A 26,988-nucleotide genomic window follows, 5' to 3' on the forward strand; every position below is an offset into this window, starting at 1 on the left:
ATCGTGGAGCAGCTCAAGCGTCTTGCTACAGGCATCGAAGGTCTGGACGACCTGCTCAAGGGCGGCCTTGTGGCCGGCTCGTCCTATATCGTCCAGGGTCGCCCGGGCTCGGGCAAGACCATCCTGGCCAACCAGTTGGCGTTCAACCATGTGGCCACGGGCGGGCGGGTGCTGGTGGCGACGCTGCTGAGCGAGTCCCATGAGCGTCTGTTCCAGTACCTGTCCACCCTGAGCTTTTTCGACCCTGCGCTGGTGGGCAACCAGCTGCAGTTCGTCAGTGCCTTCGATACCCTCGAAAGCGAGGGGCTGGAGGCGGTGGTCAAGCTGCTGCGCGGTGAAATCGGCCGCCAGGGCGCCTCCCTGCTGATTGTCGACGGCCTGCTCAATGCACGTTCACGCGCCGAAAACGTGCTCGACACCAAGAAGTTCATTTCAGAGCTGCAAGGCCATGCCGCGTTTGCCGGCTGCACCTTGCTGCTGCTTACCAGTTCGCGCCTGGATGACGGCAGCCCGGAACACACCATGGTCGATGGCGTCATCGAGCTGGGCGAGGACCTGTACGGCGCACGTTCGGTGCGACGCATCCAGTTGCGCAAGACCCGCGGCAGCGGGGCGCTGTCCGGGGTACACGAATGCGAGATCACCGAGCAGGGGCTGAAGGTGTATCCGCGCCTTGAAGCACTCTACAGCCACCCCTCCAGCCCGGGCAGCGAGGTGTTGACCCGCGTCGGCACGGGCCTGGCCAGTCTCGATGGCTTGCTGGGCGGGGGCTTTCCCAGCGCTTCGGTCTCGCTGGCGATGGGGCCGTCGGGCATTGGCAAGACCTCCCTGGGCCTGAGTTTTCTGGCCGGTGCCACAGTGGCCGAGCCGGGCCTGCATTTCGGCTTCTACGAGACCCCGCAGCGCTTGCGCATCAAGGCCAAGGCCATCGGTATCGATCTGCCGGCACTGGAGAAAAGCGGGGCGGTGCACCTGGCGTGGCAGCCCACTACCGAAGGGTTGCTCGATGGCGTGGGCGCCCGTTTGCTCAGCCATGTACGCAAGCACCGCATCAAACGGGTGCTGATCGACAGCCTGGGCGCGTTTGCCCGGCTCGCCACCAACCAGGGGCGGCTCAACGAGTTCTTCCGTGCGCTGATGGGCGAGCTGCGTGCCGAGGATGTGACGGTGTTGGCGACCTGGGAGATGCGCGACCTGTTCGGCTCTGAAATCAACGCACCCGCGTCGGAGCTGTCGTCGATCGTCGACAACCTGTTCCTGATGCGTTTCGTCGAGCTGGACGCCGAGCTCAAACGCTTGCTGTCGATCCTCAAGGTGCGCGACAGTGAATACGATCCGGCGCTGCTGGAGCTGGTCATCCGTTCGACAGGCATCGAGCTCGACAAGGCGTTCGTTCAGGCGAGCGCGGTGATGTCGGGCACCGCTTCATCGGCGCAAGGGGCATGAAAGCCCTGGGCTGGCAGCCATGAGCACGATTCTGGTCGTGGACGACGAGTATGTGATCGCCGATATCCTGGGGTATGCCCTGGAGGATGCCGGCTACAAGGTCGAGAAGGCGCCCAATGGCAAGACGGCCCTGGACGTGCTGGAGAAGGTGCGAATCGACCTGGTCATCACCGACTACATGATGCCGATAATGAATGGCGAGGAGTTGGCCAAAGCGATTCGCAGCAATGCGCAGTTTGCGGACCTACCGGTCATTCTCATGAGCGGGGCCCAGGCAAGTATCGGCAAAGCCATACCTGACCTGTTTTCTGCAGTGTTCGACAAGCCGTTCGATACTGCCAGCATGGTGGCCAGGGTCAGGGCATTCATCGGTGTGGCGGAGGCCGGGCGGGATACGCCAGAGCTTCAGTGAACCGTGTTGCCGGGACCAAGCGCATCCGTGCGACTCGATTAGCCCTGGTTACTGATGATCATCCCCCTTCTCCGGCGCCGGGCTGCCGGCTTGAATGCGCTTGTAAATCTCTTCACGGTGCACCTGGACATCTTTGGGTGCATCGATGCCGATCCTCACTTGCATCCCCTTGACCCCTAGAATGGTGACCTTGATGTCATCATTGATGACGATGCTTTCGCCAACTTTGCGGGTGAGTATCAGCATGTACTTCTCCTTGGTAACTTTGAATGCCTTGCAGGCGGTAGCTGCACAGGCCGGGTGTGCGCGGTGGCACAGCCGTCTTTCCCTTCATTAAAGACGCATTCGATGGAAATTAATTCCCCGAGCACAAGATTCTGTTGAGGTCTTTAGTCACAGGTTCCGATTGGGCAGATGGGCAATTACGCACAACCGGTATCGCCCATGGACGCAAGCATAGGGGGCTTCAACGCATATGGGAAATTTCTCTGCCTGATGGGGGATATGTCTTTTTTCTATGGAACGGCGGCGTTTAAAAAGTAGGGTTATTTAATGTGCTAGTTAATGATTTTCATTCGTATCTCATGTATTCAATGTCATGAGAAAACGTGCCAGGGCCACCTCGGCCAGCTCCATGCGCTGGCGCGCCCGTGGCCGGGGCAGCGCGTGGAGCTCGCCCAGCACGAAGCGCTCCAGCAGCGCCGGGTGCACATAGCTGCGCCGGCATACGGCGGGGGTATTGCCCAGTCGCGACGCCACCTGCTTGAGCATGGCCACGATCTGTCGGCGCGCTTCGGTTTCCGGTTGCCATTGCAGCTCGCGCAGCAACTCCAGCGCCAGCGCGCTGCCGGCCCAGGTGCGATAGTCCTTGGCGGTGAAGTCGGCACCGGTCAATTGCTGCAGGTAGGCGTTCACGTCTGCCGAACCGACGGTGTGACATTGCCCCAACTCGTCCTGCCACTGGAACAGGTCCTGGCCCGGCAATTCCAGGCAGCGTTTGACGATGCGTGCCAGGCGACGGTCCTTGAGGGTCACCTGGTGCTCGATGCCGCTCTTGCCGCGAAAGCGAAACCGTATCGCGCTGCCTTCGACCTGCACATGGCGAGTGCGCAGCGTGGTCAGCCCGTAGGAGCGGTTGTCGCGGGCATACTGACGGTTGCCCACGCGGATCAGCGTGTTGTCGAGCAGGCTGACCACCAGTGCCATGACCTTTTCGCGGTCCAGGCCGGGCCGCGCCAGGTGTTCGTCGAGTTGCTTGCGCAGCCTCGGCAGGCGTTTGGCGAAGGCCAGCATGCGGTCGTACTTGTGGCTGTCGCGCAGTTCGCGCCAGTCGGGGTGATAGCGGTACTGCTTGCGACCACGTGCGTCGCGTCCGGTGGCTTGCAGGTGGCCGCGCGGGTCGGCGCAGATCCATACATCGGTATAGGCCGGCGGTATGGCCAGCGCCTTGATGCGGGCCAGGGTATCCGGTGCGGTGATGCGCTGGCCGTGCGCGTCGAAATAGGCGAAGTGCTTGCGCAGCAGGCGCCGATGGAAACCGGGGCGGCTGTCATCCACGTAATGCAGGCCACTGGGCAAAGGGGGCAGGTCGACACTCATGCTGGGCGCTCGCGTAGGGGCTCTGACGATGGACAGCAGCCGTTCGCGCAAGTTAGCCCAGCAATGCCACCGATTTTATCTGCGCCCACAACTGCTGGCCTTCGTGCAGCCCCAGCTGGTCGCTCGAGTAGCGCGTCACCCGCGCCAGCAGGGCTGTGCCATCGGCGTCCAGGCTCACCAGCATCTGCGCCGGGTTGTCACCGGCGCGCAACGCGCACACGCGCACCGGCAGGCGGTTGAGAATGCTCGAACGGCTGTCGTCGGCCAGGCTCAGGCTCACGTCGCGTGCCTGGACCTTGACCCGCAGGCGCGCCCCCGGGGCCAGCGCCTCGTGGGTGAGGCGCAACCTGAGGTCGCTGCCCGGCAGTTTCAGGTCCAGCAACTGGTAGGCCGCGTCGTGGGCGTCCACCTCGCCCTCGATGACCACCCCGGCGTCCTCCTGCAGGGCCAGCGGCAGGTCCAGGCGGGCCAGGGTCTGGCTGATCGGCCCGCTGGCCTGCACCTTGCCCTGTTCGAGCAGCACCAGGTGATCGGCCAGGCGCGCCACTTCGTCCTGCGCATGGCTGACGTAGATCAGCGGGATCTGCAACTGGTCGTGCAGGCGCTCCAGGTACGGCAGGATCTCGCGTTTGCGCGGGCCGTCCAGGGCTGCCAGGGGTTCGTCCATCAGCAGCACCTTGGGGCTGGTGAGCAGCGCACGGGCGATCCCCACGCGCTGTCGTTCACCGCCCGACAGGGTGTCCGGCTTGCGCGCGAGCAGGTGGCTGATGCCCAGCAGCTCGCAGGCGTGCTCCAGGCCGACCTGGCGCTGGTGCTGGGCGATGCGTCGCCAGCCGAAGATCAGGTTGTTCTTCACGCTCAGGTGGGGGAACAGGCTGGCTTCCTGGAACACGTAGCCGATGGGGCGTTGGTGGGGCGGCATGAAGTACTGGCGTGCGGAATCCTGCCAGACCTCGCCATTGACCTCGATGTAGGCCTGGTCGGCCCGCTCCAGGCCTGCCAGGCAGCGCAGGCAGGTGGTCTTGCCCGAGCCCGAATGGCCGAACAGGGCGCTGACACCGCGCCCGGGCAGTTGCAGGTCGACATCCAGCCGGAAATCGTCGAAGGCCACCTGCAACCGGGCCTGGATCAATGCACTCATCGGTCAGCTCCAGGCCGGCTTGCCGCGGCGGCTGGCGTACAGCGCCAGCAGCACCAGGAACGAGAACACCAGCATGGCGCCGGCCAGCCAGTGGGCCTGCATGTACTCCATGGCCTCGACATGGTCGAAGATCTGCACGGAAACCACGCGGGTCTTGTCGGGAATATTGCCGCCGATCATCAGCACCACGCCGAACTCGCCGACGGTGTGGGCAAAGCCCAGGATGCTCGCGGTAATGAAGCCAGGGCGGGCCAGGGGCAGCACCACGCTGAAAAAACAGTCCCACGGGCTGGCGCGCAAGGTGGCAGCCACCTCCAGCGGGCGTTCGCCAATGGCGCTGAAGGCGTTTTGCAGCGGTTGCACCACGAACGGCATCGAGTACACCACCGACCCGATCACCAGGCCTGTGAAACTGAACACCACGGTGCCCAGGCCCAGCGCCTGGGTGGCCTGGCCAAGCCAGCCGTGGGGGCCCAGGGCGATCAGCAGATAGAAGCCGATCACCGTGGGCGGCAACACCAGGGGCAGGGCCACGATCGCCCCGATCGGCCCGCGCAGCCAGGAGCGCGTGCGCGCCAGCCACCAGGCGATCGGGGTGCCGATCAGCAGCAGGATCAGGGTAGTCAGCGACGCCAGCTTGAACGTCAGCCAGATGGCGCCCAGGTCGCCGGCGTCCAGTGGCATCAGAGTTCGTAGCCGTACGACTTGATCACTTCAGCGGCCTTGGGGCCCTTGAGGTAATCGACCAGCGCCTTGGCGGCGGCGTTGTCCTTGCCCTTGTTGAGAATCACAGCGTCCTGCTTGATCGGGTCGTGCAGGTTGGCCGGCACGATCCAGGCCGAGCCGTTGCTGACCTTGCCGTCCTTGTAGATCTGCGACAGCGCCACGAAGCCCAGCTCGGCGTTGCCGGTGGAAACGAACTGGAACGCCTGGGTGATGTTCTGGCCTTCGACCAGCTTGCCCTTGGTGGCTTCGGTCAGGTTCAGCTTGGCCAGTACCTGCGTGGCGGCCAGGCCGTAGGGCGCGGCCTTGGGGTTGGCGATGGACAGGTGCTTGTAGTCGTTTTTCTTCAGGACTTCGCCCTTGTCATCCACATAGCCCGCTTTGGGCGACCACAGCGCGAGGGTGCCGATGGCGTAGGTAAAGCGCGAGCCCTTGACGGTTTCGCCTTCGTTCTCGAGTTTTTCGGGGGTGGTGTCGTCGGCCGACAGGAACACCTCGAAGGGCGCGCCATTCTTGATCTGCGCGTAGAACTGCCCGGTAGCGCCGAAGGAGGCGACCAGCTTGTGGCCGGTGTCCTTTTCGAAATCCTTGGCAATAGCCTGGATGGGCGCGGTGAAGTTGGCCGCGACGGCCACCTGGACTTCATCGGCCCAGGCGCTGTTGAGGGTCAGCATGCCGAATACGGCGGTCAGGGCAAAACGAGGGGCGCGCATTCTCATCAAACAGCTCCATGTGCATGAGGTAATCGTTATGCATTGGAATATATAGCGATTGCCCGACAAACGGAAAGATCTGTTTTACCGTGACATCAATGCCAGCGCCTTTTCTGCCAGTTGGCGCGTCAGTTCGGCTGCCGGCAGGGCTTGGCCAAGGCGCAGCGCCTGGCCGGCCCACAGGTTGCTGAAATCGCTGTTGCCCTGCGGCTCGCTGATGGCGCGAAGGGGCATCAAGGCGCCGCCGGCCAGGGGGAAGGCAGGGGCCAGGGGGCTCATCGGGCCCAACTCACGCATGATGCGGGTATTGATGCCGCGTGCCGGGCGCCCGGTAAACAGGTTGGTGAGCGCGGTATCGCTGGCCTGTGCGCTGTGCAGTGCCTGGCGATGCGCGGCCGACACCTTGGCCTCGGGGCAGAACAGGTAGGCGGTGCCCAGCTGAACGGCCGAGGCGCCCAGTGCGAAGGCCGCCACAACACCGCGGGCATCGCCGATGCCGCCAGCCGCGATCACCGGCACCTTGACCGCATCGGCCACCTGGGGCACCAGCGCCAGGGTGCCGATCTGGGTGGTGAGGTCATCGCTCAGGAACATGCCGCGGTGCCCACCTGCTTCATAGCCCATGGCGATGATCGCGTCGCAGCCATGGGCTTCGAGCCAGCGTGCTTCCTCGACCGTGGTGGCACTGGACAGTACCTTGGCCCCGCTGGCCTTGACCCGCGCCAGCAGCTCGGGCGCAGGCAGGCCGAAGTGAAAGCTCACCACTGCAGGCTTGCAGTCTTCCACCAAGACACAGCCCGCTTCGTCGAAGGGCGCGCGATTGGAGACCGGGGTGGTGGCGCCGAAGTCGGCACCCACTTCTTCGTAGTACGGCTTGAGTGCCTGCTTCCAGCGGATTGCACGTTCGCCATCGGTGGCGGGTGGCCGATGGCAGAAGAAATTGAGGTTGAGCGGGCCGCGACTGGCCTGGCTGAAGGTCGCGATCTCCTGGCGTATCTGCTCGGGGGTGAGCATCGCGCATGGCAGCGAGCCCAGCCCCCCGGCGTTACTGACCGCGATGGCCATGGCCGACCCCGTGGCGCCCGCCATCGGTGCCTGGATGATGGGCAACTCGATACCGAGCAGGTCGAGGATACGTGGGTCCGGCCATTGGCTCATCGCGGGGCTCCTTGTGTGGGCGTGGGTTACAGCGCCTTGCTTACCTTGATGTCGGTGATCTTGCTGAAGTCTTCGCCGTGCAGTTTGCGCAAGGCTTCCTCGACCTGCTGTGGCGCCGTGCTGCTGAGCACGGCGAAGTCGAAACGACGCTCGCCGTCGAGGTTGTACTTGATGACGTACTTGATGTTTTCGCTCATGGGGTTATCTCAGCTTCGACGACGAACGGCGGATGATCTTGATCGTGTGGGTGAAGGTCGGCTTGCTTACCGCCGACAGGGCACGGGGGCCAACAGTGTCGATGGTGATGTTCCAGAAGCCGTCGCTGGGCACGGTGATCTTCGCCGGGAAGTCGACGAAGGCGCCGCCGTGATAGGTATGCCGGCCGCCATTCTTGAAGCTGCGGAAGTTGGCATCGTTCATCAGGCGGATATTGCAGCGCTGGGAGCAGTGGATGACGACGATGTCGTCTTCATTGAGGTGCTCGCGCTGGTGTACGAATTTCATGTCGCTCTCCGCAAGGGATCTTTTGGCAAATCAAAACGATAGCACGATGTCGGGTTACACTGTGGGGCTGAGTGCCAAGGCCAGAGATAAAACTGCCAATCCAGGGAGCAAATCGGCCTGGCCATGGTCCAACGGTTTTTTATGGAGGGGTACCGATGAAATGGGTTGTACCAGCGCTGGCAGTTGCGCTGACCGGTTGTGCCAATGTAGCCGAAATCGAACAGAGCCCCGAGACCATGAGCGTGATCTCGGGCAAGTCGCCACGCGAGTTTGCCACCTGCGTCCAGCAAAAACTGGCCGATAGCCGTGGCCCGCTGACCATCGAGGAGCGGGGCAGCGGCCTGCGCGTGGTGGTACCGCAGAAGCTCTCGGACAAGTCCCCGGCTGCAGTGCTGGAGATCAGCGAGCGCTCGAGTGGCAGCGCGGTCAAGTTGCATGAGCGGTTGAGCAATTTTCCCCTGCGCCCGGGGGATGTCAAAGCGGCTGTGAGCGTGTGCATCTCCAAGTGACGGCGTGAGCCTCGTTTAAACGATTCAGTGGTTGTCCCTGCATTTTTCTGTGCCTGCCCGCGTTGTAGCGCTGGCCGGATAGGCCTAGTATCGGTAGGCTTATATTTTATAAGTCTAAGCTTATAACAAGAAAAATGGAGTCCGTGATGATCCCACTGGATCGAATCCTGATAGGCAGCCTGCTGTTGCTTTCAATGCAAGCCGCCACTGCCGCCGATGGCCAGAAAATATTCACCCAGGGAGGGGAGAACCCCTCTGCCATGGCCTGCATGAGCTGCCATGGCCCCGATGGCCTGGGCATGGCCGCCGCCGGCTTCCCACGCCTGGCTGGCCTGCCGGCCGCCTATGTGAGCAAACAGCTCAAGGACTTTCGTGACGGCAGCCGCAAGCAGCCGATCATGGAGCCGCTGGCCAAGGCCCTGAGCGACGCCGAGATCAGCGCCATCAGCGCCACGCTGGCGGCAATGCCGGTACCGCCCACCCCTGATACCCGTCGCCAGCAGATGGCAACCGACCCGGTCGAGTCGCTGGCGCTTTACGGCGACTGGAGCCGAGGCATCCCCGGGTGCGTGCAATGTCACGGGCCGGGTGGTGTGGGGGTAGGCGAGCACTTTCCGCCATTGGCCCACCAGCCTGCCAGCTACCTGGCCGGGCAACTTGACGCATGGCGCGACGGCCGGCGCAGCAACGACCCTAACCAGTTGATGGTCGGTGTCGCCAAAGCCCTGACCGATACCGAGGTCAAGGCGCTGGCTGAATACTTTGCCACCCGCGCCAGCCAGGAGGCCGCTCAATGAATCGCTTGCTACTCACTACCCTGACCCTGTTCATGGGCGGCGTTCAGGCGGCCCCGATCGCCATGGAAGACCAGTCGCAACTGAAGGTGGCGCCGGCCAGCACGCCGGCCAGCTTCAAGCCCCCCGCCGAAAGCGAGTTGCCCGACAACGCCTTTGGCAAGATGGTGCGCGACGGCTATGCGCTGTTCGTCGACACCAAGCGCCTGGCCCCCGAGTATGTGGGCAACGGCCTTAACTGCAGCAACTGCCACCTGGATCAGGGGCGGCTGGCGCATTCGGCGCCGCTGTGGGGGGCTTACCCGATGTACCCTGCCTATCGCAAGAAAAACGACAAGGTCAATACCTTTGCCGAGCGTATCCAGGGCTGCTTCCAGTTCAGTATGAACGGCAAGCCGCCGGCGGCCGACAGCCCCGAGATGACGGCGTTGTCGGTGTATGCCTACTGGCTGGCGAGCAAGGCACCGATCGGCGTCGAGACACCGGGGCGTGGCTACCCGGAGGTCGACAAGCCTGCGCAGGGCTATGACATCAAGCGCGGTGCCCAGGTGTATCAGCAGCAGTGCGCCATCTGCCACGGCGACAGCGGCCAGGGCCAGAAGGTGGCCAAGGACTACGTGATGCCACCGCTGTGGGGCAAGGACTCCTACAACTGGGGTGCCGGCATGCACCGCATCAACACGGCGGCCTCGTTCATCAAGCACAACATGCCGCTGGGCAAGCCAGGCACGCTGACCGACCAGCAGGCCTGGGACGTGGCGGCCTTCATCAACGCGCATGAGCGCCCGCAGGACCCGCGCCTGGTTGAAGGCTCGGTGGAAAAAACCCGGCTCAAGTTCCACGCCAATGACGGCGTCAACCTCTACGGCCAGAAGGTCGACGGGGTGCTGATCGGGCAGGGCACAGGCGGCTAGAACGCTCGCCCATCCGCGTATCCAGGCCTGCCTGCGGGCCTGGATACGCGGATTATTTGCAACCTGCGGGAACTATCTACACTGAGTTTTTCTCTATCATTCATTCGGCCGGGTCACGGGGGCATTGTAAGCGCATCGCCGCCTGATTAGACTGCGCCGAATTTCGTACTGCACAGCCCCTTGTTAAGGACGTTTATGATCAAGAAATGCTTGTTCCCGGCAGCCGGTTACGGCACCCGCTTCCTGCCAGCAACCAAAGCCATGCCAAAGGAAATGCTGCCAGTGGTGAACAAGCCACTGATCCAGTACGGCGTTGAAGAAGCGCTGGACGCTGGGTTGAACGAAATCTCCATTGTCACCGGCCGCGGCAAGCGCGCTCTGGAAGACCATTTCGACATCAGCTACGAGCTGGAAAACCAGATCAAGGGCACCGACAAGGAAAAGTACCTGGTCGGTATTCGTCGCCTGCTCGACGAGTGCTCGTTCTCCTACACCCGCCAGACCGAAATGAAAGGCCTGGGCCACGCGATCCTGACCGGTCGCCCGCTGATCGGTGACGAGCCGTTTGCCGTGGTGCTGGCCGACGACCTGTGCGTCAACCTTGACGGTGACGGCGTGCTCAAGCAGATGGTCAAGCTGTACAAGCAGTACCGCTGCACCATCGTTGCGATCATGGAAGTCGACCCGCAGGAAACCAGCAAGTATGGCGTGATCGCCGGCGACCTGATCGGCGACGACCTGTACCGTGTACGCAACATGGTCGAGAAGCCAAAGCCGGAAGACGCCCCGTCGAACCTGGCGATCATCGGCCGCTACATCATGACCCCGGACATCTTCAAGCTGATCGAAGAGACCGAGCCGGGCAAGGGCGGTGAAATCCAGATCACCGACGCCCTGATGAAGCAGGCCCAGGACGGCTGCGTGATTGCCTACAAGTTCAAGGGCAAGCGTTTCGACTGCGGTGGCGCCGAGGGTTACATCGACGCGACCAACTTCTGCTTCGAAAATTTCTACAAGACCGGCAAGGCCTACTGAGTTCACTCGGTCGGTTGCGTCACAAAGCCACCTTCGGGTGGCTTTTTTGTTTATGGGCCTGGCTGGCGGTATGCTGGCGGCCTGCCAAGGAGACTGATATGGCCTACGATTTTGATCTGTTCGTGATTGGCGCCGGTTCCGGCGGTGTGCGTGCAGCACGTTTTGCTGCCGGTTTCGGCGCAAAAGTGGCGGTGGTCGAAAGCCGCTACCTGGGCGGCACGTGTGTCAACGTCGGCTGCGTGCCGAAAAAACTGCTGGTGTATGGCGCGCACTTTGCCGATGACTTCGAGCAGGCGGCAGGCTACGGCTGGTCGCTGGAAGATGCACAGTTCGACTGGGCACAGCTGATCGCCAACAAGAACCGTGAAATCGAGCGGCTCAACGGCATCTACCGCAACCTGCTGGTCAACAGTGGCGTGACCCTGCTCGAAGGCCACGGCCGCCTCACCGGGCCCCATGAGGTCGAGGTGGACGGCACGCGCTACAGCGCGAAGAACATCCTGATCGCCACCGGCGGCTGGCCTCAGATTCCGGACATCCCCGGGCGCGAGCTGGCCATCAGTTCCAACGAGGCGTTCTACCTCAAGACCCTGCCCAAGCGTGTGCTGGTGGTGGGGGGTGGTTACATCGCGGTGGAGTTCGCCGGAATCTTCCAGGGGCTGGGCGCCAAGACCAGCTTGCTCTACCGGGGCGACCTGTTCCTGCGCGGCTTCGATGGCGCAGTGCGCACGCACCTGAAGGAAGAGCTGGAAAAACGCGGTCTCGACCTGCAGTTCAACAGCGACATACAGCGTATCGACCAGCAGCCCGATGGCAGCCTCAAGGCGACCCTCAAGGATGGCCGCGAGCTGATTGCCGACTGCGTGTTCTACGCCACCGGCCGGCGCCCCATGCTCGACAACCTGGGGCTTGAGAACACCGAAGTGCAACTGGACAAGCGCGGCTACGTGCAGGTCGATGACCAGTACCAGACCGACGAGCCGTCGATTCTGGCCATTGGCGATGTGATCGGCCGCGTGCAGCTCACTCCGGTGGCCCTGGCCGAAGGCATGGCCGTGGCGCGGCGCCTGTTCAAGCCGGAGCAGTATCGCCCGGTGGATTACCGGAACATCCCGACGGCGGTGTTCAGTCAGCCGCCGATCGGCACCGTGGGCCTGACCGAGGAGCAGGCGCTGGAGGCGGGGCACAAGGTGCAGATCTTCGAAAGCCGCTTCCGGCCAATGAAGCTGACCCTCACCGACGTGCAGGAGAAGACCCTGATGAAACTGGTGGTCGATGCCGACACCGACCGCGTGCTGGGCTGTCACATGGTCGGGCCGGATGCCGGCGAGATCATCCAGGGCCTGGGCATCGCGCTCAAGGCCGGGGCGACCAAGCAGCAGTTCGACGAAACCATCGGTGTGCACCCGACAGCCGCGGAGGAGTTCGTGACGCTGCGTACGCCTACGCGCTAAGCGGTGCCTCCAGCGCGGGTCAAGCCCGCTCTCACAGCGATTGCAACGGTCTTTGTGGGAGCGGGCTTGGCCCGCGATTGCATCAACATAAATCGTCTATCTGAACTGAGCTTTATAGCCAAAACCAATCACCAGCATCAGCTTTGCCAATGAGCGCTATCGGCGATGAATGGTTAGGATTCTCCCATCAAGTTTTTCAACCCTGAGGAGAGTCACCGATGCCTATCATCAACAGCCAGGTCAAACCGTTCAACGCTACTGCCTACCACAACGGCGAATTCGTCCCTGTTTCCGAAGCCGACCTGAAGGGCAAGTGGTCCGTGGTGTTCTTCTACCCGGCCGACTTCACCTTCGTCTGCCCGACCGAACTGGGCGACCTGGCCGACAACTACGCTGAATTCAAGAAGCTGGGCGTGGAAATCTACGGTGTGTCGACTGACACCCACTTCACCCACAAAGCCTGGCACGACACCTCGGAAACCATCGGCAAGATCCAGTACCCGCTGATCGGTGACCCGACCCACGTCATCTCGCGCAACTTCGACGTGCTGATCGAAGAAGCCGGCCTGGCCGACCGCGGTACCTTCGTGATCAACCCTGAAGGCCAGATCAAGATCGTCGAACTCAACGACGGCGGTGTAGGCCGTGATGCCAGCGAGCTGCTGCGCAAGGTCAAGGCTGCCCAGTACGTCGCTGCCCACCCAGGCGAAGTCTGCCCGGCCAAGTGGAAAGAAGGCGAAGCTACCCTGGCGCCATCGCTGGACCTGGTCGGCAAGATCTAAGACCGTGAACCAGCCGAGGGCGGGCCACCGCACCTGAAGTCTGTCCCGCCCCGCAAAACGCCCGGGCGACTCTGCCCGGGCGTTGTTTTTTCTACCGTTTGAAAAGGAATCGCCCGTATGTTGGACGCCACGCTTAAAACTCAGTTGAAAGCCTACCTGGAGCGGGTCACCCAGCCGATCGAGATCGTTGCCTCCCTCGACGACGGCGCGAAGTCCCGTGAAATGCACGACCTGCTGCGGGAAATCGCCAGCCTGTCGGATCTGATTACCTTGCGCGAGGACGGTGCCGACGCCCGTCGCCCGTCGTTCTCGCTCAATCGCCCGGGGGGCGATATCAGCCTGCGCTTTGCCGGCATCCCCATGGGCCACGAATTCACCTCGCTGGTGCTGGCGCTGCTGCAAGTCGGTGGCCACCCCTCCAAGGCGAGCGCCGAGCTGATCGAACAGGTCGCCGGGCTCAAGGGTGAGTTCAACTTCGAAACCTACTTCTCGCTGTCGTGCCAGAACTGCCCGGACGTGGTGCAGGCGCTGAACCTGATGGCGGTACTCAACCCCAGCGTGCGCCATGTGGCCATCGACGGCGCGCTGTTCCAGGCCGAAGTCGAGGCACGCCAGGTGATGGCAGTGCCCAGCGTCTACCTCAATGGCGAGGTGTTCGGCCAGGGCCGCATGGGCCTGGAGGAGATCGTCGCCAAGCTCGACACCGGCACCAGCGAGCGCCAGGCCGAGAAACTCAACGCCAAGGACGCCTTCGACGTGCTGGTGGTCGGTGGTGGGCCGGCAGGCGCGGCAGCAGCGATCTACGCGGCCCGCAAAGGCATTCGCACCGGCGTGGCTGCCGAGCGCTTCGGCGGGCAGGTGCTGGACACCATGGCCATCGAGAACTTCATCTCCGTGCAGGAGACCGAAGGGCCGAAGCTGGCCACGGCGCTGGAAGAGCACGTCAAGCAGTACGACGTCGACATCATGAACCTGCAGCGCGCCGATGCGCTGGTGCCGGGCCAGGACGGCGCGCTGCACCAGGTGCGCATGGCCAACGGTGCCACGCTCAAGGCCAAGACCGTGATCCTGGCCACCGGCGCACGCTGGCGCGAGATGAACGTGCCGGGCGAAAAGGAGTACCGCAGCCGTGGCGTGGCCTACTGCCCGCACTGCGACGGGCCGCTGTTCAAGGGCAAGCGTGTGGCGGTGATCGGTGGTGGCAACTCCGGTGTGGAGGCGGCCATCGACCTGGCCGGCATCGTCGCCCATGTCACGCTGATCGAGTTCGACAGCCAGTTGCGTGCCGACGCGGTGCTGCAGCGCAAGCTGCACAGCCTGGCCAACGTGACCGTGATCACCAGCGCCTTGACCACCGAAGTGCTGGGCGACGGCCAGAAGGTCAACGGGCTGCGCTACAAGGACCGCAACAGCGACGTGCAGCATGACATCGCGCTGGAAGGGATCTTCGTCCAGATCGGCCTGCTGCCCAACACCGACTGGCTCAAGGGCACCCTCGAGCTGTCGCCCCGTGGCGAGATCATTGTCGATGCGCGTGGCCAGACCAGCGTGCCGGGCGTGTTTGCCGCCGGTGACGTGACCACGGTGCCCTACAAACAGATCGTGATCGCGGTGGGTGAGGGGGCCAAGGCGTCGCTGGCAGCGTTCGACCACCTGATCCGTACCAGCGCTCCGGCCTGAGGCGCATCGCCGGCCTTGCCGGCCTGTGACGGTGCAACAACGCAAAAGCCCTGACAGGTCAGCCTGTCAGGGCTTTTGCGTGGCCTATTCGAACAGCGACCGGCCCTTGTCCAGCTGCTGGTCGACCAGCGACTTGCCCAGTGCAATCGACGCGCGCTGGGCGTTTTCCAGGTCGGCCAGAAACAGCGGCGCGTGGGCACACAATCGCCGGGTGCTGTGCTTGTCTGGGGAGGTGATGCGGCATCCGACTTCGAACGGCAGGGGAATGCCGGCATGCGGAACCACGTTTGCCGTGACCGTGTAGTTGCGGTGGACACATTCAAGGGTGTGCATGAGCGCTACCTCGCTGTGGTGGCTTCAACCGGTATCAGCTCCGGTATACCACAGCCAGGTGCGCCGGGGCGGCGCGCCGACGAGCGCGCCCCCGGGGCCGCTGTCAGAACTCGGTCGGCTGGATGATCTCTACCCAGTAATCGTCCGGGTCCTTGATGAAGGCCAGGTGCTTCATGCGCCCGTCGCTCAGGCGCTTCTGGAAGTTCACGCCCAGCTGTTCGAAGCGCTCGCAGGCCGCGCGGATGTCCGGTACGGCAATGCAGATATGGCCGAAACCGCGCGGGTCGGTGTTGCCGTTGTGGTAGGCGAACGCGGGATCGTTTTCGGTGCCGTGGTTGTGGGTCAGCTCGAGGATGCCCGGGATCGACTTCATCCACTCGGTACGCTTGGCCGGGTCGGCCGGAATCTGCGCCTTGTCCACCAGCGCCAGGAAGTACAGGCTGAATTCGGCTTCCGGGAAGTCGCGTTTTTCCACGAGGCTGAAGCCCAGAACGCGGGTGTAGAAGTCCAGGGACTTGGCGACGTCCTTGACCCGCAGCATGGTGTGGTTGAACACGAAGTTGTGGGTCGCGGCATCCGGTTGCGCGGTGACGCCGGGGAGGGTGTCGAGGTTTTGCAGGCTCATGGGCACTCCGCAGATAGGGCCGGCGCTTGGCGCGCCAGCAAAACAGTCAGGGAGCAATGATACGGAACTGAAGCGATTGCGCAAACGGTTTGCGCCCCGTCGGCCAGGCCTGACGGGGCGCAAGAATTAGAAGCCCGCCGAAGCGGGCGTATGGGGCGCTAATCCTTTAGCAGTCTTCATCCTGAGCCAGTACATGTGAAAAAAGTGTGAAGTACTGTTTCACTTGCGCAACCAGCTGTCGACTGTCTGTGCGCCGTACTCCTGCTTCCATGCCTTGAGGCCGTGGTGATTGCCGCCCTTGGTTTCGATCAGCTCGCCGGTATGCGGATTTTCATAGACTTTCACCACGCGCGCACGGCGTTGTTTGGGCGCGCTGGCAGGCCGGCGCGTAGTGGCCGCCGGGTCGAGAATATTGATGATGTCGCGCAAGCCCTTGTCATAGGTTTTCATCAGGCTGACAAGTTTCTGCTCGAATTCGATTTCCCGTTTGAGGCCGGCGTCTTTTTTCAGTGCCTCCAGTTGAGCAAGCTGTTCCTGAAGGGCTTTTTCGGCAGCACGAAACTCTGCAAGTCTGGACACTGTCATCTCTCCTGTTGGTCGGTAAGGGCCGTGCGCGGCGCAACCGCTTGAGGCCGCTATTGATGCCGCGTCACCGGGTAGAAAACAAACAACACAGTAAAAAGAGTGTAGTCAATCGCCCTGCGATAAACATCAAACTTTTACGACAACACACTACGGAACTTTCTTATTGCACAGTGCTCGCCACACTAAAGAATTAATTACCGCATCGGCATCTGTTCTAGACCATGGTCCAATGGCCCGTGCCAGAGCGCTTTGGAGACAATAAGCGGTCGCTGCCTAGTTGTGTGCAGCGGCCCTTGCCCAGCCCCGTCGGGGCTGATGGATACCTTGCCCTTCGTTCTGGATACTGCTTTTCATGCGTGCCCCAACTCCCTTCATTGCCCAACGCCCGGTGGTCGGCGCGTTGTTGTCTCTCGTTACTGTTTCGGCCCAGGCCAGTGGTTTCCTGCAAGACAGCAGTGTCAACATCGAGGCGCGCAATGTGTATTTCAATCGCGACTTTCGTGACGGTCACACCGCCTCCTCCCAGGGCGCGTCGAAACGTGAAGAGTGGGCGCAGGGTTTCATACTCAACGCGCAGTCCGGGTATACCCAGGGCACCGTGGGCTTTGGTATCGATGCGCTGGGCATGCTGGGTTTCAAACTCGATTCCAGCCCGGCCGACAGCAACAGCGGGCTGCTGCCTTCCAGCGGCCACAACCCGCGCCATTCGGCCGATCAGTACGCAAAACTGGGTGTGGCCGGCAAGGTGCGTTACTCGCAGACCGTATTGAAATACGGTGCCATGCTGCCGGACATGCCGCTGCTCAAGTACAACGACGGGCGCCTGTTGCCCACCATGTTCCATGGCGCGATGCTGACGTCCAGAGAGGTCGACAACCTCACCTTCAGCGCCGCGCGGCTCGACAAGTACACCGCCCGCGATTCGACCGACCAGCAAGATATCCGCGTGCACTGCAAGAACAAGCGCTATGCCTGCGACACCCGCGCCGACCACTTCGACACGGCCGGGCTGGAGTACCGCTTCAACGAGCGCCTGAGCGCGCAGTACCAGGTGGCCAAGCTCGAAAACATCTATCGCCAGCATTTCCTCGGGCTGGTGGCCAGCCAGCCCTTGAGCGTGGGCCGCCTCTCGGCCGACCTGCGCCTGATCAAGAGCGACGACATCGGTCGTGCCCGTGCCGGCGACATCGACCACCGTGCATTCAGCGCCATGCTTGGCTACAGCCTGGGCGGGCACAAGCTCAGCGCCGGCTGGCAGCGCATGTACGGCGAGAACGCCATGCCGTACCTCGATGGCAGCAACCCCTACCTGGTCAACTACGCCCAGGTCAACGACTTCGCTGCGGCCCAGGAGCGGTCCTGGCAGGTGCGCTACGACTACGACTTCAAGGCAGTAGGGCTCGAAGGCCTGAGCTTCCTGACCCGCTACATCAGCGGCGATCACGTCAAGGTGCCGGGCAGCCCGGCACAGGGCAAGGAATGGGAGCGCGACAGCGAACTCAAGTACCAGGTGCAGAGCGGCACCTTCAAGGACGTCAGCGTGCGCCTGCGCAACTCCACCTACCGCAGCAACTACGAGAAATTCGCCCGCGACATGGATGAGACCCGGGTGATCGTCAGCTACAACTTCTCGGTACTGTAGGCGCAGGCTTTGCCAAGTGGCGCGGGCCGGCCGACAATGGCCGCGCGCCCCAGGGAGAGCTTGCGATGAAACACCTGCTGCTGATTGGAATAGGCCCGGGCAACCCCCGGCAGATCACCCTCGAAGCCATCGACAGCCTGAACCGCGCCGACGTGTTCTTCGTGCTGGACAAGGGCGCGGCCAAGGACGACCTGCTGCGCCTGCGCAAGGAGCTGCTGGAGCGCCACGTCACCCGGCCCTATCGCCTGGTGCAGGTCGAAGACCCGCAACGCGACGCGGCGGCTGCAGACTACGTCGGTGCCGTGGAGGACTGGCACCGCCAGCGCGCTGCGCTGTATGGGCGCCTGCTGCACGACGAGCTTGCCGAGGGGCAATGCGGCGCGTTCCTGCTGTGGGGCGAGCCGACGCTTTACGACAGCACCCTGCGCATTCTGGAGCGGGTGGCGCAGCCGGCGTTCAGCCTTGAAGTCATCCCCGGCATCAGCAGCGTCCAGGCCCTGGCGGCCGCTCACCGCATTGCACTGAACCGTATCGGCGAGCCGCTGCATATCCTGCCGGGCCGACGCCTGGCTGATGAGTCAGGCATCGACAACGTGGTGGTGATGCTTGACGGGCAATGCGCCTTTGCCGAACTGGACGATCCGCACCTGCACATCTATTGGGGCGCCTACCTGGGCACTGCCGACGAGCTGCTGATCGAGGGGCCGCTGATGCAGGTCAAGGCGCAGATCCTGGCGCAGCGCGAGCAGGCCCGCGCGCGCAAGGGCTGGATCATGGACACGTATCTGCTGCGCCGCCGCTAGGCCGGTTCTTGGCCTCGATCCACTGGGCCATGTACTGGGTGCTCTTGTGGTGATGGTGGCGCAGCATGGCCCCGGTGAAGTTGTACAGGCGCTGTTCATCCAGGTGCGCCAGCGTGTGTTCGATGCGCTGCACCAGGGCCTGGCCGTGCCAGCGCCTGTCGTAGCGGGCGCTCAGCAGCTGGCGCCCGTCGCGCTGGGCCTGCTCCCAGCGCGGTTGCTCGCTGTAGAGCCGCGCCGCGGCATCGGCCAACCCTTCGGCGGTGTCGGCCACCAGGCCTGGCCAGGGCAGGTCGCCGTGCATGGCCTCGGCGCCAATCGGGGTGGTCACGCTCGGCGTGCCGCACAGCATCGCATCGGTCAGCTTGCCCTTGATGCCGGCGCCAAAGCGCAGCGGGGCCAGGCACACCCGTGCGCCGCTCATCACCTGCAGGGCGTCCTCAGTCCAGTTCATCACGTGAAACCCTTCGGCAGCATTGTGCAGCGCGGTGGCCTTGGGCGGCGTGTAGGCACCATAGATGTGCAACTGCGCCTTGGGCAGGCGACGGCGGATCATCGGCCACAGGCTGTGCTTCATCCACAGCACCGCATCCCAGTTCGGCGCGTGGCGGAAGTTGCCGATGCTGAGAAAGTGCTCGCGTTCCGCGAACGGCCTGAAGGCTTCGGTGGGCGGCGCCAGCATCAGCGGGCACCAGTGCAGCAACGCCTCGGGCACGCCGAAGCCATTGACCAGCAGGTCTATCTCGACATCCGAGATCATCAGGCTCAGGTCGCTGCGGTAGATCGCCGCCAGTTCGCGCTGGGCCAGGTCGGCACCGGCCATCTGGCGATACAGGTCGGGGCCCGAGGTGTTGAACAGCGCGCGAAAGTCGTTGCTGTCCAGGCCCTCGGCCAGGCGCCGGCGCAGCAACTGATGACGGGCATCGCGCAGGCTCTGCAGGTCGGAGGTCTCGAGCACGCGCAGGGCCGCCGGGCAATGCTTCTCGACGCGCCAGCCGAACTGCTCCTCCATCATGAAGCGATCGAACAGCACCACGTCGGGGGCAAGGTCGGTGATGAAACGGTCGAAACTGGCGTTGTTCAGCTCGATGGCCTGCTCGGCGATGCCCAGGCTCGCGAGGTCGGCCTTGTGTTCGCCGATGGCTGCGGGGCTGCTGAAGGTGATGTGCCAGCCGCGCTCCAGAAAACACTCCAGCAGCTGCATCATGTGCCCGCCGGCGGCCGAAGAGCGGGGTTCGGGCCAGACATAGCCGATGACCAGTACGTGGAGGGCGGTTGGGTGCATGGGGAGGGCGGGCCTTTGGGCAAAAAAGGCGTATTAAACCAGAATCCAGGCCACCCGTTTCGGCCACTTCGGCGGCAGGCCGGCTCCCGCAGGTACAGCGGTGCGGGAGCTGGCGCGCCTAGAGGGCCAGAATCGAGGTCACCTTGTCGCGCAGCTGGTCGATGCTGAACGGCTTGCCGATCATGTGCATGCCCTCGGGCACATCGAAGCTGTCGGCATAGCCACTGGCGAACAGGATGGGCAACAGCGGCCGCAGTTCGCGGGCCCTGCCCGCCAGTTGCTTGCCGTCCATGTCGGGCAAGCCGACATCGGTCATCATCAGGGCAAGGGGTTTGTCCGGGTCGCACAGCACTTGCAGCGCTTGTTCGGCATCTTTGGCCTCCACCACCTGGTAACCCAGTTCATCGAGCACATCCACCATCAGCATGCGCACGATGGTGTCGTCTTCGACGACCAGAAGAGGGTGATTATCGGGCATGGCAGGATCCTGTGAAAATGGGTGACACACTATCTGTAAACAGCACGCGGTGCTTAGTTCCCTGGATCGTCAAACGTACCAGCCAGTGAGCATAGCGGGCTCTGGCCAAACAGGGAACGTTTGGCGCAGCACTGGCTCAAATACGGGCTCGATGCCCGGCCAACACGGGCACGGCGCCACGCTGCGGGCATTGAACTGGCGGAAAACTGGAACAATTGCTCGAAAATCCGTCACACTCTTTCGTTCGTCTACTTGCTCGGGCCTTTCCAATGAGTCAACCAGCCTCGACCGATCAGCAGAGCTTTCGCAAGCTGCTGAGCCGCAACATCGGCCTGCCCCTGGGGGTCGGTCTGATCAGTGCGGTGGTTTTCGTCGCCGTGATTGCCTACCTGCTGTCGGTCATCCAGTGGGTCGCCCACACCGACCGGGTGATCAACAACGCCAACGAGGCGGTCAAGCTGTCCATCGACATGGAAACCGGCATGCGCGGGTTCCTGCTCACTGGCGACGAGCAGTTCCTCGACCCCTATGAAGTGGCCAAGCCACGCATACAGGCCGAACTCGAGACGCTCAAGGAACTGGTGGCCGACAACCCGCAGCAGGTCGACCGCCTGAGCCGCCTGCAAGCCCTGCAGGCCGCCTGGAACAACTTCGGCAAGGACATGATCGCCCTGCGCCGCGCCAATGACGACTACCGCACGCCCATCAAGCTCGGTCAGGGCAAGCGCCTGACCGACGAGATCCGCAAGGAGTTCGACGATTTCGTCGCGATGGAGCAACAGTTGCGTCTTGCCCGCAACGATCAGGTCAGCAACACCACGAAGTGGTCCATTTCCCTTTATCTGGCCTTCGTGGTGCTGCTCAGCGCATTGCTGGCCTATATCGGCCGCCGCGACCTGCTCAACCTGTCCAGTAACTACGCGGCCAACCTGGAGGCCCAGCAGCGCGCTGCCGAGCGCCTCGAACAGCAGGCCTGGCAGCGCGCCGGGCAATCGCGTCTGGCCGAGCAGGTGCTGGGGCAACTGACCCTGCCGATGCTGGGCAACAACATCCTGCAGTTCTTCGCCCATTACCTGGGCAGCGTGGTGGCGGCCGTGTACGTGCGCGACGAGCATGGCAGCCTGCGCCGCGTGGCCAGCTACGGCTTCTCCCGCGAGCAGCAGGGGCAGGAGCAGGTTGTCGGCGCCCAGGAGGGCATCCTTGCCCAGGCCGTGGCGCAGCGTCGCCTGATGCGCCTGGACGAGGTGCCGCAGGACTACTTCAAGGTCAGCTCCGGGCTGGGCGAGGGGTGCCCGCGCAACGTGCTGGTGATTCCGGCGATCAACGACGGCCAGGTCAATGGCGTGGTCGAGCTGGGCTTTCTGCGCGCAGTGGAGGACCGCGACATCGAGTTTCTCGAGCGGTTGGCCGACAACCTGGGCACCTCCATCGAGAGTGCGCGCTATCGCCAGCGCCTGCAGGAAGTGCTGGCCGAAACCCAGCAGCTCAACGAAGAGCTGCAGGTGCAGCAGGAAGAGCTCAAGACCGCCAACGAAGAGCTCGAGGAACAGTCCCGGGTGCTCAAGGAGTCCCAGGCCCATCTGGAGACGCAGCAGGCCGAGCTGGAGCAGACCAACGAGCAACTGGCCGAGCGTACCGACGCGCTGGCCGAGCAGCGCGATGCGCTGGACCGCAAGAACGGCGAGCTGAACCGGGTGCAGGTCGAGTTGCAGGAGCGTGCAGAGGAACTGCAGCGCTCGAGCAAGTACAAGTCCGAATTCCTCGCCAACATGTCCCACGAGCTGCGCACCCCGCTCAACAGCTCGCTGATCCTGGCCAAGCTGCTGGCCGAGAACCCGCAGGACAACCTCAGCGCCGAGCAGGTCAAGTTCGCCGAGTCGATCTATTCGGCCGGCAACGACCTGCTCAACCTGATCAACGACATTCTCGACATCGCCAAGGTCGAGGCCGGCAAGCTCGATGTACGCGCCGAAACCACCCACATCAGCCGCATGGCCGAAGGCCTGCGCAGCCTGTTCGAGCCGCTGGCGCAGCAGAAGCAGCTGGCCTTCAGCGTCACCGTAGAGCCGCAGGTGCCGGCCACCCTGTTCACCGATCGACAGCGCCTGGAGCAGATCCTCAAGAACCTGCTGTCCAACGCGCTGAAGTTCACCGAGCGCGGCCAGGTGGCGCTGACCATCGGCTACCAGGCCGGCACCGGCATCGTGTTCTCGGTGCGCGACAGTGGCATCGGCATTGCCGACGACCAGCAGCAGAGCATCTTCGAAGCCTTCCACCAGGCCGACGGCACCACCAACCGGCGCTACGGCGGCACGGGCCTGGGGCTGTCGATTTCCCGTGACCTGGCGCAGTTGCTGGGCGGCCAGATCCGTGTCGAAAGCCAACTGGGCCAGGGCAGCGTGTTCAGCCTGATACTGCCCGAGTCGTACGAGCCGAGCGTCGAGGCGCAGCCGCTGGCACTGGTGGCCCGCGCCGCCGCGCCGTTGCCCGCGGCGGCACCCGTCGTGCTGCCGGCCGCCGAAGCCCCGCGGCCGGCGGCCAGCTTCGCCGACGACCGTCACCTGGCACCGTTCAGCAACCGCTGCATCCTGGTGATCGAAGACGAGCCCAACTTTGCCCGCATCCTCTTCGACCTGGCCCACGAACTGGGCTACAGCTGCCTGGTGGCCCAGGCCGCCGACGAAGGCTTCGAACTGGCGGCCAGCTACATCCCCGACGCCATCCTGCTGGACATGCGCCTGCCCGACCATTCCGGCCTTACCGTGCTGCAGCGGCTCAAGGAGCAGGCGTCCACCCGGCACATACCGGTACACATCATCTCGGTCGAGGACCGTGTCGAGGCGGCCATGCACATGGGCGCGATCGGCTATGCGGTCAAGCCCACCAGCCGTGAGGAGCTCAAGGCCGTGTTCGGCCGCCTGGAAGCCAAGCTGACCCAGAAGCTCAAGCACATCCTGCTGGTGGAAGACGATGACCTGCAGCGCGAAAGCATCGCCCGCCTGATCGGCGACGAAGACATCAAGATCACCGCGGTGGGCATGGCCCAGGAAGCCCTGGAGCTGCTGCGCGAGAACATCTACGACTGCATGATCATCGACCTCAAGCTGCCCGACATGCTCGGCAACGAGCTGCTCAAGCGCATGACCGCCGACGATATCCGCTCGTTCCCGCCGGTGATCGTCTACACCGGGCGCAACCTGACCCGCGACGAAGAGGCCGACCTGCTCAAGTACTCGCGCTCGATCATCATCAAGGGCGCGCGTTCACCCGAGCGGTTGCTGGATGAAGTCACGCTGTTTCTGCACAAAGTCGAGTCCACGCTGTCCCATGAACGTCAGCGCATGCTCAAGACCGCGCGCAGCCGCGACAAGGTGTTCGAGGGGCGCAAGATCCTGCTGGTGGACGACGACGTGCGCAACATCTTCGCCCTCACCAGTGCGCTGGAGCACAAGGGCGCGATCGTGGAGATCGGTCGCAATGGCCGCGAGGCCATCGAAAAACTCGAGCAGGTCAGCGATATCGACCTGGTGCTGATGGACGTGATGATGCCGGAGATGGACGGCTATGAAGCCACCCGGCGCATTCGCAAGGACCCGCGCTGGCGCAAGCTGCCGATCATCGCCGTCACCGCCAAGGCCATGAAGGATGACCAGGAGCGCTGCCTGCAGGCCGGCGCCAACGACTACCTGGCCAAGCCGATAGAGCTGGACCGGCTGTTCTCCCTGATTCGGGTATGGCTGCCGCAACTGGAGCGAATTTGAGTATCGAACGTAACACCGACATTGAAATCCGGCTGCTGATCGAGGCGATCTACCTCAAGTACAGCTACGACTTTCGCGACTATTCCGGCGCTTCGATCAAGCGCCGGGTGCTGCATGCCGTGCGCCAGTTCGAATGTGCCACGGTGTCGGCCCTGCAGGAACGGGTGCTGCACGACCCGAGTGTGTTCATGCAGTTGCTGCAGTACCTCACCATCCCGGTGAGCGAGATGTTTCGCGACCCCGGTCACTTCCTCGCGCTGCGCGAGGAGGTGGTGCCGCACCTCAAGACCTGGCCCTCGATCAAGATCTGGATTGCCGGCTGCAGCACGGGCGAGGAGGTCTACTCCATGGCCATCCTGCTGCGCGAAGAGGGGCTGCTCGAACGCACCATCATCTACGCCACCGACATCAACCCCAGCTCGCTGGAAAAGGCCAAGCAGGGCATCTACTCGATGCAGAACATGCGCGAGTACACCGAGAACTACCAGAAGGCCGGCGGGCGCCGGGCCTTCAGTGACTACTACACTGCCGCCTATGGCAACGCGATCATCGACAGCAGCCTGCGCGAAAACGTGACCTTCGCCGACCACAGCCTGGCCACCGACAGCGTGTTCTCCGAAACCCAGCTGATCTCGTGCCGCAACGTGCTCATCTACTTCAACAAGACCCTGCAGGACCGGGCCTTCGGCCTGTTTCACGACTCGCTGTGCCACCGTGGCTTTCTGGTGCTGGGCAGCAAGGAAACACTGGATTTTTCCGCTTACGCCAACCGCTTCGACGCGCTGGTCAAGCCAGAACGGATCTACCGAAAGTCATGAAAGGCACCGATGCGATCGTGGTGGGGGCTTCAGCCGGGGGCGTGTCGGCGCTGCTCACGGTGTTTGCCGCCTTGCCCGCCGACTACGCCATTGCGCTGCTGTGCGTGCTGCACCTGCCCGACGACCGCCACAGCCAGCTGGCCGAAGTCTTCAGTCGCCGCTTGCAGCGCCCCGTGCAGGAGGCCCGCGACAAGGAAAGCGTGGTGCCGGGGATGATCTACGTGGCCGGCCCCGGCTATCACCTGTCGGTGGAGCGTGACCGCAGCCTGTCCCTGAGCCAGGAGGACCGCGTGCACTTTTCCCGGCCCTCGATCGACATCCTCTTCGAGTCGGCCGCCGATGCCTATGGCGACGGCCTGGTCGGCGTGTTGCTGACCGGCGCCAACGAAGACGGTGCGCGCGGGCTGGCGCGCATCAAGGAGCACGGCGGTACCACCCTGATTCAGGACCCGCATGAGGCGCAAGTCGCGGTCATGCCCGAGGCGGCGCTGGCGCTGCACCGGCCCGACCACATACTCCCATTGAATGGCATCGGGCAATTGCTCGCCAAGCTGGAACCACGTGCATGCTAAGCCATATCCAAGCAAACCTGCTGATCGTCGACGACCTGCCGGAAAACCTGCTGGCGCTCGAGGCGCTGATCAAGGGGCCGGACCGCAACGTGTACCAGGCGCAATCGGCCGACCATGCGTTGTCGCTGTTGCTCGAGCACGAGTTCGCGCTGGCCATCCTCGACGTCCAGATGCCCGGAATGAACGGTTTCGAACTGGCCGAGATGATGCGCGGTACGGAAAAGACCAAGAACATTCCCATCGTGTTCGTGAGCGCTGCGGCGCGCGAGATGAACTACGCCTTCAAGGGCTACGAGAGCGGCGCGGTGGACTTCCTGCACAAGCCGCTGGACACCCAGGCGGTGAAGAGCAAGGTGGCGGTGTTCATCGACCTGTACCGCCAGCGCAAGGCCCTCGGCCAGCAGTTGGAGGCCCTGGAGCGCAGCCGCCAGGAGCAGGAGCTGCTGCTGGCGCAACTGCAGGTCACGCGCAGCGAGCTGGAGCACGCGGTACGCATGCGCGACGACTTCATGTCGATCGTCTCCCACGAGGTGCGCACACCGCTCAACGGTCTGATACTGGAGACCCAGCTGCGCAAGCTGCACCTGGCGCGCAACAACGCCGATGCCTTCACCCTGGACAAGATGCACGCCATGGTCGAGCGTGACGAGCGCCAGATCAACAGCCTGATCCGGCTGATCGAAGACATGCTCGACGTGTCGCGCATCCGTACCGGCAAGCTGTCGATCCGGCCCGCATCGTTCGACCTGTGCCAGCTGGTCAGCGGCCTGGTCGAGAATTTCGCCGCCCAGGCGGCTGCGGTCGACTCGAGCATCAGCCTGCAGGCCGGCGCCGAACTGGTCGGCTACTGGGACGAGTTTCGTATCGAGCAGGTGATCGCCAACCTGCTCACCAACGCCCTGCGCTATGGCGCCAAGTCGCCGGTGCAGGTGCGCGTGTTCGAGGAGCAGGGCATGGCCTGCGTGCAGGTGCGCGACCATGGCATCGGCATCAGTGCCGAGAACCAGCAGCGCATCTTCCAGCAGTTCGAGCGGGTATGCTCCAACCAGAGCAGTGCCGGCCTGGGGCTGGGCCTGTATATTTCCGAACAGATCGTGCTGGCCCATGGCGGCAGCATCACGGTCAGCAGTACCGAGGGCCAGGGCGCGACATTCAGCGTGCGCCTGCCACTGGTACGCAGCCCGCAAGAAAGTGGCGCGCAGCAGGCAACCTCTGCGTGAGGCCG

At 63.5% G+C, this 26,988-nt stretch carries 28 protein-coding genes; 15 read left to right on the forward strand and 13 right to left on the reverse strand.

The window, feature by feature from the left end:
* Positions 1 to 1,446 carry an ATPase domain-containing protein gene (locus FW760_RS01430; protein ID WP_213607515.1) on the forward strand — a complete coding sequence of 482 codons (1,446 nt, stop codon included), beginning with the start codon at positions 1 to 3 and terminating at the stop codon, positions 1,444 to 1,446.
* A gap of 19 nt (positions 1,447 to 1,465) precedes the next feature.
* The gene (locus tag FW760_RS01435; RefSeq protein ID WP_054914301.1) at positions 1,466 to 1,858 is read left to right on the forward strand and encodes a response regulator; all 393 of its coding nucleotides are present in this window, start codon (positions 1,466 to 1,468) and stop codon (positions 1,856 to 1,858) included.
* A gap of 48 nt (positions 1,859 to 1,906) precedes the next feature.
* On the opposite strand, the gene csrA is transcribed toward FW760_RS01435, so the two are convergent.
* From csrA to FW760_RS01475, 8 genes are all read right to left on the reverse strand, one after another.
* The gene (csrA, locus tag FW760_RS01440; protein ID WP_043861731.1) at positions 1,907 to 2,104 is read right to left on the reverse strand and encodes a carbon storage regulator CsrA; all 198 of its coding nucleotides are present in this window, start codon (positions 2,102 to 2,104) and stop codon (positions 1,907 to 1,909) included.
* Between the two features lie 336 nt (positions 2,105 to 2,440).
* The gene (locus FW760_RS01445) at positions 2,441 to 3,457 is read right to left on the reverse strand and encodes a DNA topoisomerase IB (RefSeq protein WP_274096946.1); all 1,017 of its coding nucleotides are present in this window, start codon (positions 3,455 to 3,457) and stop codon (positions 2,441 to 2,443) included.
* A gap of 52 nt (positions 3,458 to 3,509) precedes the next feature.
* Positions 3,510 to 4,598, reverse strand: coding sequence for a molybdenum ABC transporter ATP-binding protein (gene modC / locus FW760_RS01450; protein ID WP_078481840.1), 1,089 nt, complete (start codon positions 4,596 to 4,598; stop codon positions 3,510 to 3,512).
* A 3-nt stretch (positions 4,599 to 4,601) separates the two neighbouring features.
* Positions 4,602 to 5,282 (reverse strand): molybdate ABC transporter permease subunit, encoded by a 681-nt coding sequence (gene modB, locus FW760_RS01455; protein WP_043861734.1) that lies wholly within the window; start codon positions 5,280 to 5,282, stop codon positions 4,602 to 4,604.
* Positions 5,282 to 6,040, reverse strand: a complete 759-nt coding sequence (gene modA, locus FW760_RS01460) for a molybdate ABC transporter substrate-binding protein (protein ID WP_100632574.1) — start codon at positions 6,038 to 6,040, stop codon at positions 5,282 to 5,284. The genes modB and modA overlap by 1 nt, the downstream gene beginning before the upstream one ends.
* Positions 6,041 to 6,118: 78 nt before the next feature.
* Entirely contained in the window at positions 6,119 to 7,192 is a 1,074-nt protein-coding gene (locus tag FW760_RS01465; RefSeq protein ID WP_302099059.1) for an NAD(P)H-dependent flavin oxidoreductase, read from the reverse strand.
* Positions 7,193 to 7,218: 26 nt separating this feature from the next.
* Positions 7,219 to 7,389 carry a hypothetical protein gene (locus FW760_RS01470; RefSeq protein WP_088514404.1) on the reverse strand — a complete coding sequence of 57 codons (171 nt, stop codon included), beginning with the start codon at positions 7,387 to 7,389 and terminating at the stop codon, positions 7,219 to 7,221.
* Positions 7,390 to 7,393: 4 nt separating this feature from the next.
* Positions 7,394 to 7,696: a DUF1883 domain-containing protein gene (locus FW760_RS01475; RefSeq protein ID WP_043861737.1), complete on the reverse strand. Its 303-nt coding sequence runs from the start codon at positions 7,694 to 7,696 to the stop codon at positions 7,394 to 7,396.
* Positions 7,697 to 7,851: 155 nt separating this feature from the next.
* On the opposite strand from FW760_RS01475, the gene FW760_RS01480 reads away from it, so the two are divergent.
* The 7 genes from FW760_RS01480 to ahpF all read left to right on the forward strand — a co-directional run bounded on the left by FW760_RS01480 (position 7,852) and on the right by ahpF (position 14,864).
* Positions 7,852 to 8,205 (forward strand): hypothetical protein, encoded by a 354-nt coding sequence (locus tag FW760_RS01480; RefSeq protein ID WP_043861738.1) that lies wholly within the window; start codon positions 7,852 to 7,854, stop codon positions 8,203 to 8,205.
* Positions 8,206 to 8,351: 146 nt separating this feature from the next.
* Positions 8,352 to 9,002: a c-type cytochrome gene (locus FW760_RS01485; RefSeq protein WP_100632575.1), complete on the forward strand. Its 651-nt coding sequence runs from the start codon at positions 8,352 to 8,354 to the stop codon at positions 9,000 to 9,002.
* A 62-nt stretch (positions 9,003 to 9,064) separates the two neighbouring features.
* The gene (locus tag FW760_RS01490; RefSeq protein WP_370409331.1) at positions 9,065 to 9,913 is read left to right on the forward strand and encodes a c-type cytochrome; all 849 of its coding nucleotides are present in this window, start codon (positions 9,065 to 9,067) and stop codon (positions 9,911 to 9,913) included.
* A 195-nt stretch (positions 9,914 to 10,108) separates the two neighbouring features.
* Positions 10,109 to 10,948: a UTP--glucose-1-phosphate uridylyltransferase GalU gene (gene galU / locus FW760_RS01495; RefSeq protein ID WP_043861741.1), complete on the forward strand. Its 840-nt coding sequence runs from the start codon at positions 10,109 to 10,111 to the stop codon at positions 10,946 to 10,948.
* Positions 10,949 to 11,046: 98 nt separating this feature from the next.
* Entirely contained in the window at positions 11,047 to 12,402 is a 1,356-nt protein-coding gene (gene gorA / locus FW760_RS01500) for a glutathione-disulfide reductase (protein WP_054914308.1), read from the forward strand.
* A 218-nt stretch (positions 12,403 to 12,620) separates the two neighbouring features.
* Positions 12,621 to 13,184: an alkyl hydroperoxide reductase subunit C gene (ahpC, locus tag FW760_RS01505; RefSeq protein ID WP_043861743.1), complete on the forward strand. Its 564-nt coding sequence runs from the start codon at positions 12,621 to 12,623 to the stop codon at positions 13,182 to 13,184.
* A 117-nt stretch (positions 13,185 to 13,301) separates the two neighbouring features.
* Positions 13,302 to 14,864, forward strand: a complete 1,563-nt coding sequence (gene ahpF / locus FW760_RS01510) for an alkyl hydroperoxide reductase subunit F (RefSeq protein WP_078481836.1) — start codon at positions 13,302 to 13,304, stop codon at positions 14,862 to 14,864.
* Between the two features lie 84 nt (positions 14,865 to 14,948).
* Here ahpF and FW760_RS01515 read toward each other — a convergent pair whose 3' ends face one another.
* The 3 genes from FW760_RS01515 to FW760_RS01525 all read right to left on the reverse strand — a co-directional run bounded on the left by FW760_RS01515 (position 14,949) and on the right by FW760_RS01525 (position 16,401).
* A complete protein-coding gene (locus FW760_RS01515; protein ID WP_054914310.1) occupies positions 14,949 to 15,197 on the reverse strand; it encodes a hypothetical protein in 249 nt (82 codons plus the stop codon).
* Positions 15,198 to 15,300: 103 nt separating this feature from the next.
* On the reverse strand, positions 15,301 to 15,822 hold the full coding sequence (gene gloA, locus FW760_RS01520) for a lactoylglutathione lyase (RefSeq protein WP_043861746.1): 522 nt from the start codon (positions 15,820 to 15,822) through the stop codon (positions 15,301 to 15,303).
* 219 nt (positions 15,823 to 16,041) lie between these two features.
* Positions 16,042 to 16,401, reverse strand: coding sequence for a histone-like nucleoid-structuring protein, MvaT/MvaU family (locus tag FW760_RS01525; protein WP_043861747.1), 360 nt, complete (start codon positions 16,399 to 16,401; stop codon positions 16,042 to 16,044).
* 358 nt (positions 16,402 to 16,759) lie between these two features.
* Between FW760_RS01525 and FW760_RS01530 the strand changes: the two genes are divergently transcribed.
* Positions 16,760 to 18,049, forward strand: a complete 1,290-nt coding sequence (locus FW760_RS01530) for an OprD family porin (RefSeq protein WP_258662552.1) — start codon at positions 16,760 to 16,762, stop codon at positions 18,047 to 18,049.
* A gap of 65 nt (positions 18,050 to 18,114) precedes the next feature.
* Complete coding sequence (gene cobF, locus FW760_RS01535) at positions 18,115 to 18,852, forward strand: precorrin-6A synthase (deacetylating) (RefSeq protein WP_043861749.1); 738 nt, start codon at positions 18,115 to 18,117, stop codon at positions 18,850 to 18,852.
* Here cobF and FW760_RS01540 read toward each other — a convergent pair.
* Together FW760_RS01540 and FW760_RS01545 are read right to left on the reverse strand one after the other, a co-directional pair.
* Complete coding sequence (locus FW760_RS01540; protein WP_446443525.1) at positions 18,821 to 20,134, reverse strand: glycosyltransferase; 1,314 nt, start codon at positions 20,132 to 20,134, stop codon at positions 18,821 to 18,823. The genes cobF and FW760_RS01540 overlap by 32 nt on opposite strands.
* A 118-nt stretch (positions 20,135 to 20,252) precedes the next feature.
* A complete protein-coding gene (locus FW760_RS01545) occupies positions 20,253 to 20,612 on the reverse strand; it encodes a response regulator (RefSeq protein WP_100632579.1) in 360 nt (119 codons plus the stop codon).
* Between the two features lie 269 nt (positions 20,613 to 20,881).
* Here FW760_RS01545 and FW760_RS01550 point away from each other — a divergent pair, with 269 nt between their 5' ends.
* From FW760_RS01550 to FW760_RS01565, 4 genes are read left to right on the forward strand one after another with little or no spacing between them, the layout of a single operon-like run.
* Positions 20,882 to 24,373 carry a response regulator gene (locus FW760_RS01550; RefSeq protein ID WP_415378330.1) on the forward strand — a complete coding sequence of 1,164 codons (3,492 nt, stop codon included), beginning with the start codon at positions 20,882 to 20,884 and terminating at the stop codon, positions 24,371 to 24,373.
* A complete protein-coding gene (locus tag FW760_RS01555) occupies positions 24,370 to 25,191 on the forward strand; it encodes a CheR family methyltransferase (RefSeq protein ID WP_043861753.1) in 822 nt (273 codons plus the stop codon). Before FW760_RS01550 ends, FW760_RS01555 begins: the two co-directional genes overlap by 4 nt.
* Positions 25,188 to 25,763 carry a chemotaxis protein CheB gene (locus FW760_RS01560; protein WP_043861754.1) on the forward strand — a complete coding sequence of 192 codons (576 nt, stop codon included), beginning with the start codon at positions 25,188 to 25,190 and terminating at the stop codon, positions 25,761 to 25,763. Before FW760_RS01555 ends, FW760_RS01560 begins: the two co-directional genes overlap by 4 nt.
* Positions 25,757 to 26,983 (forward strand): hybrid sensor histidine kinase/response regulator, encoded by a 1,227-nt coding sequence (locus tag FW760_RS01565; RefSeq protein WP_043861755.1) that lies wholly within the window; start codon positions 25,757 to 25,759, stop codon positions 26,981 to 26,983. The genes FW760_RS01560 and FW760_RS01565 overlap by 7 nt, the downstream gene beginning before the upstream one ends.
* Positions 26,984 to 26,988: the final 5 nt, after the last annotated feature.

Source organism: Pseudomonas sp. 1176_21, assembly GCF_052850635.1.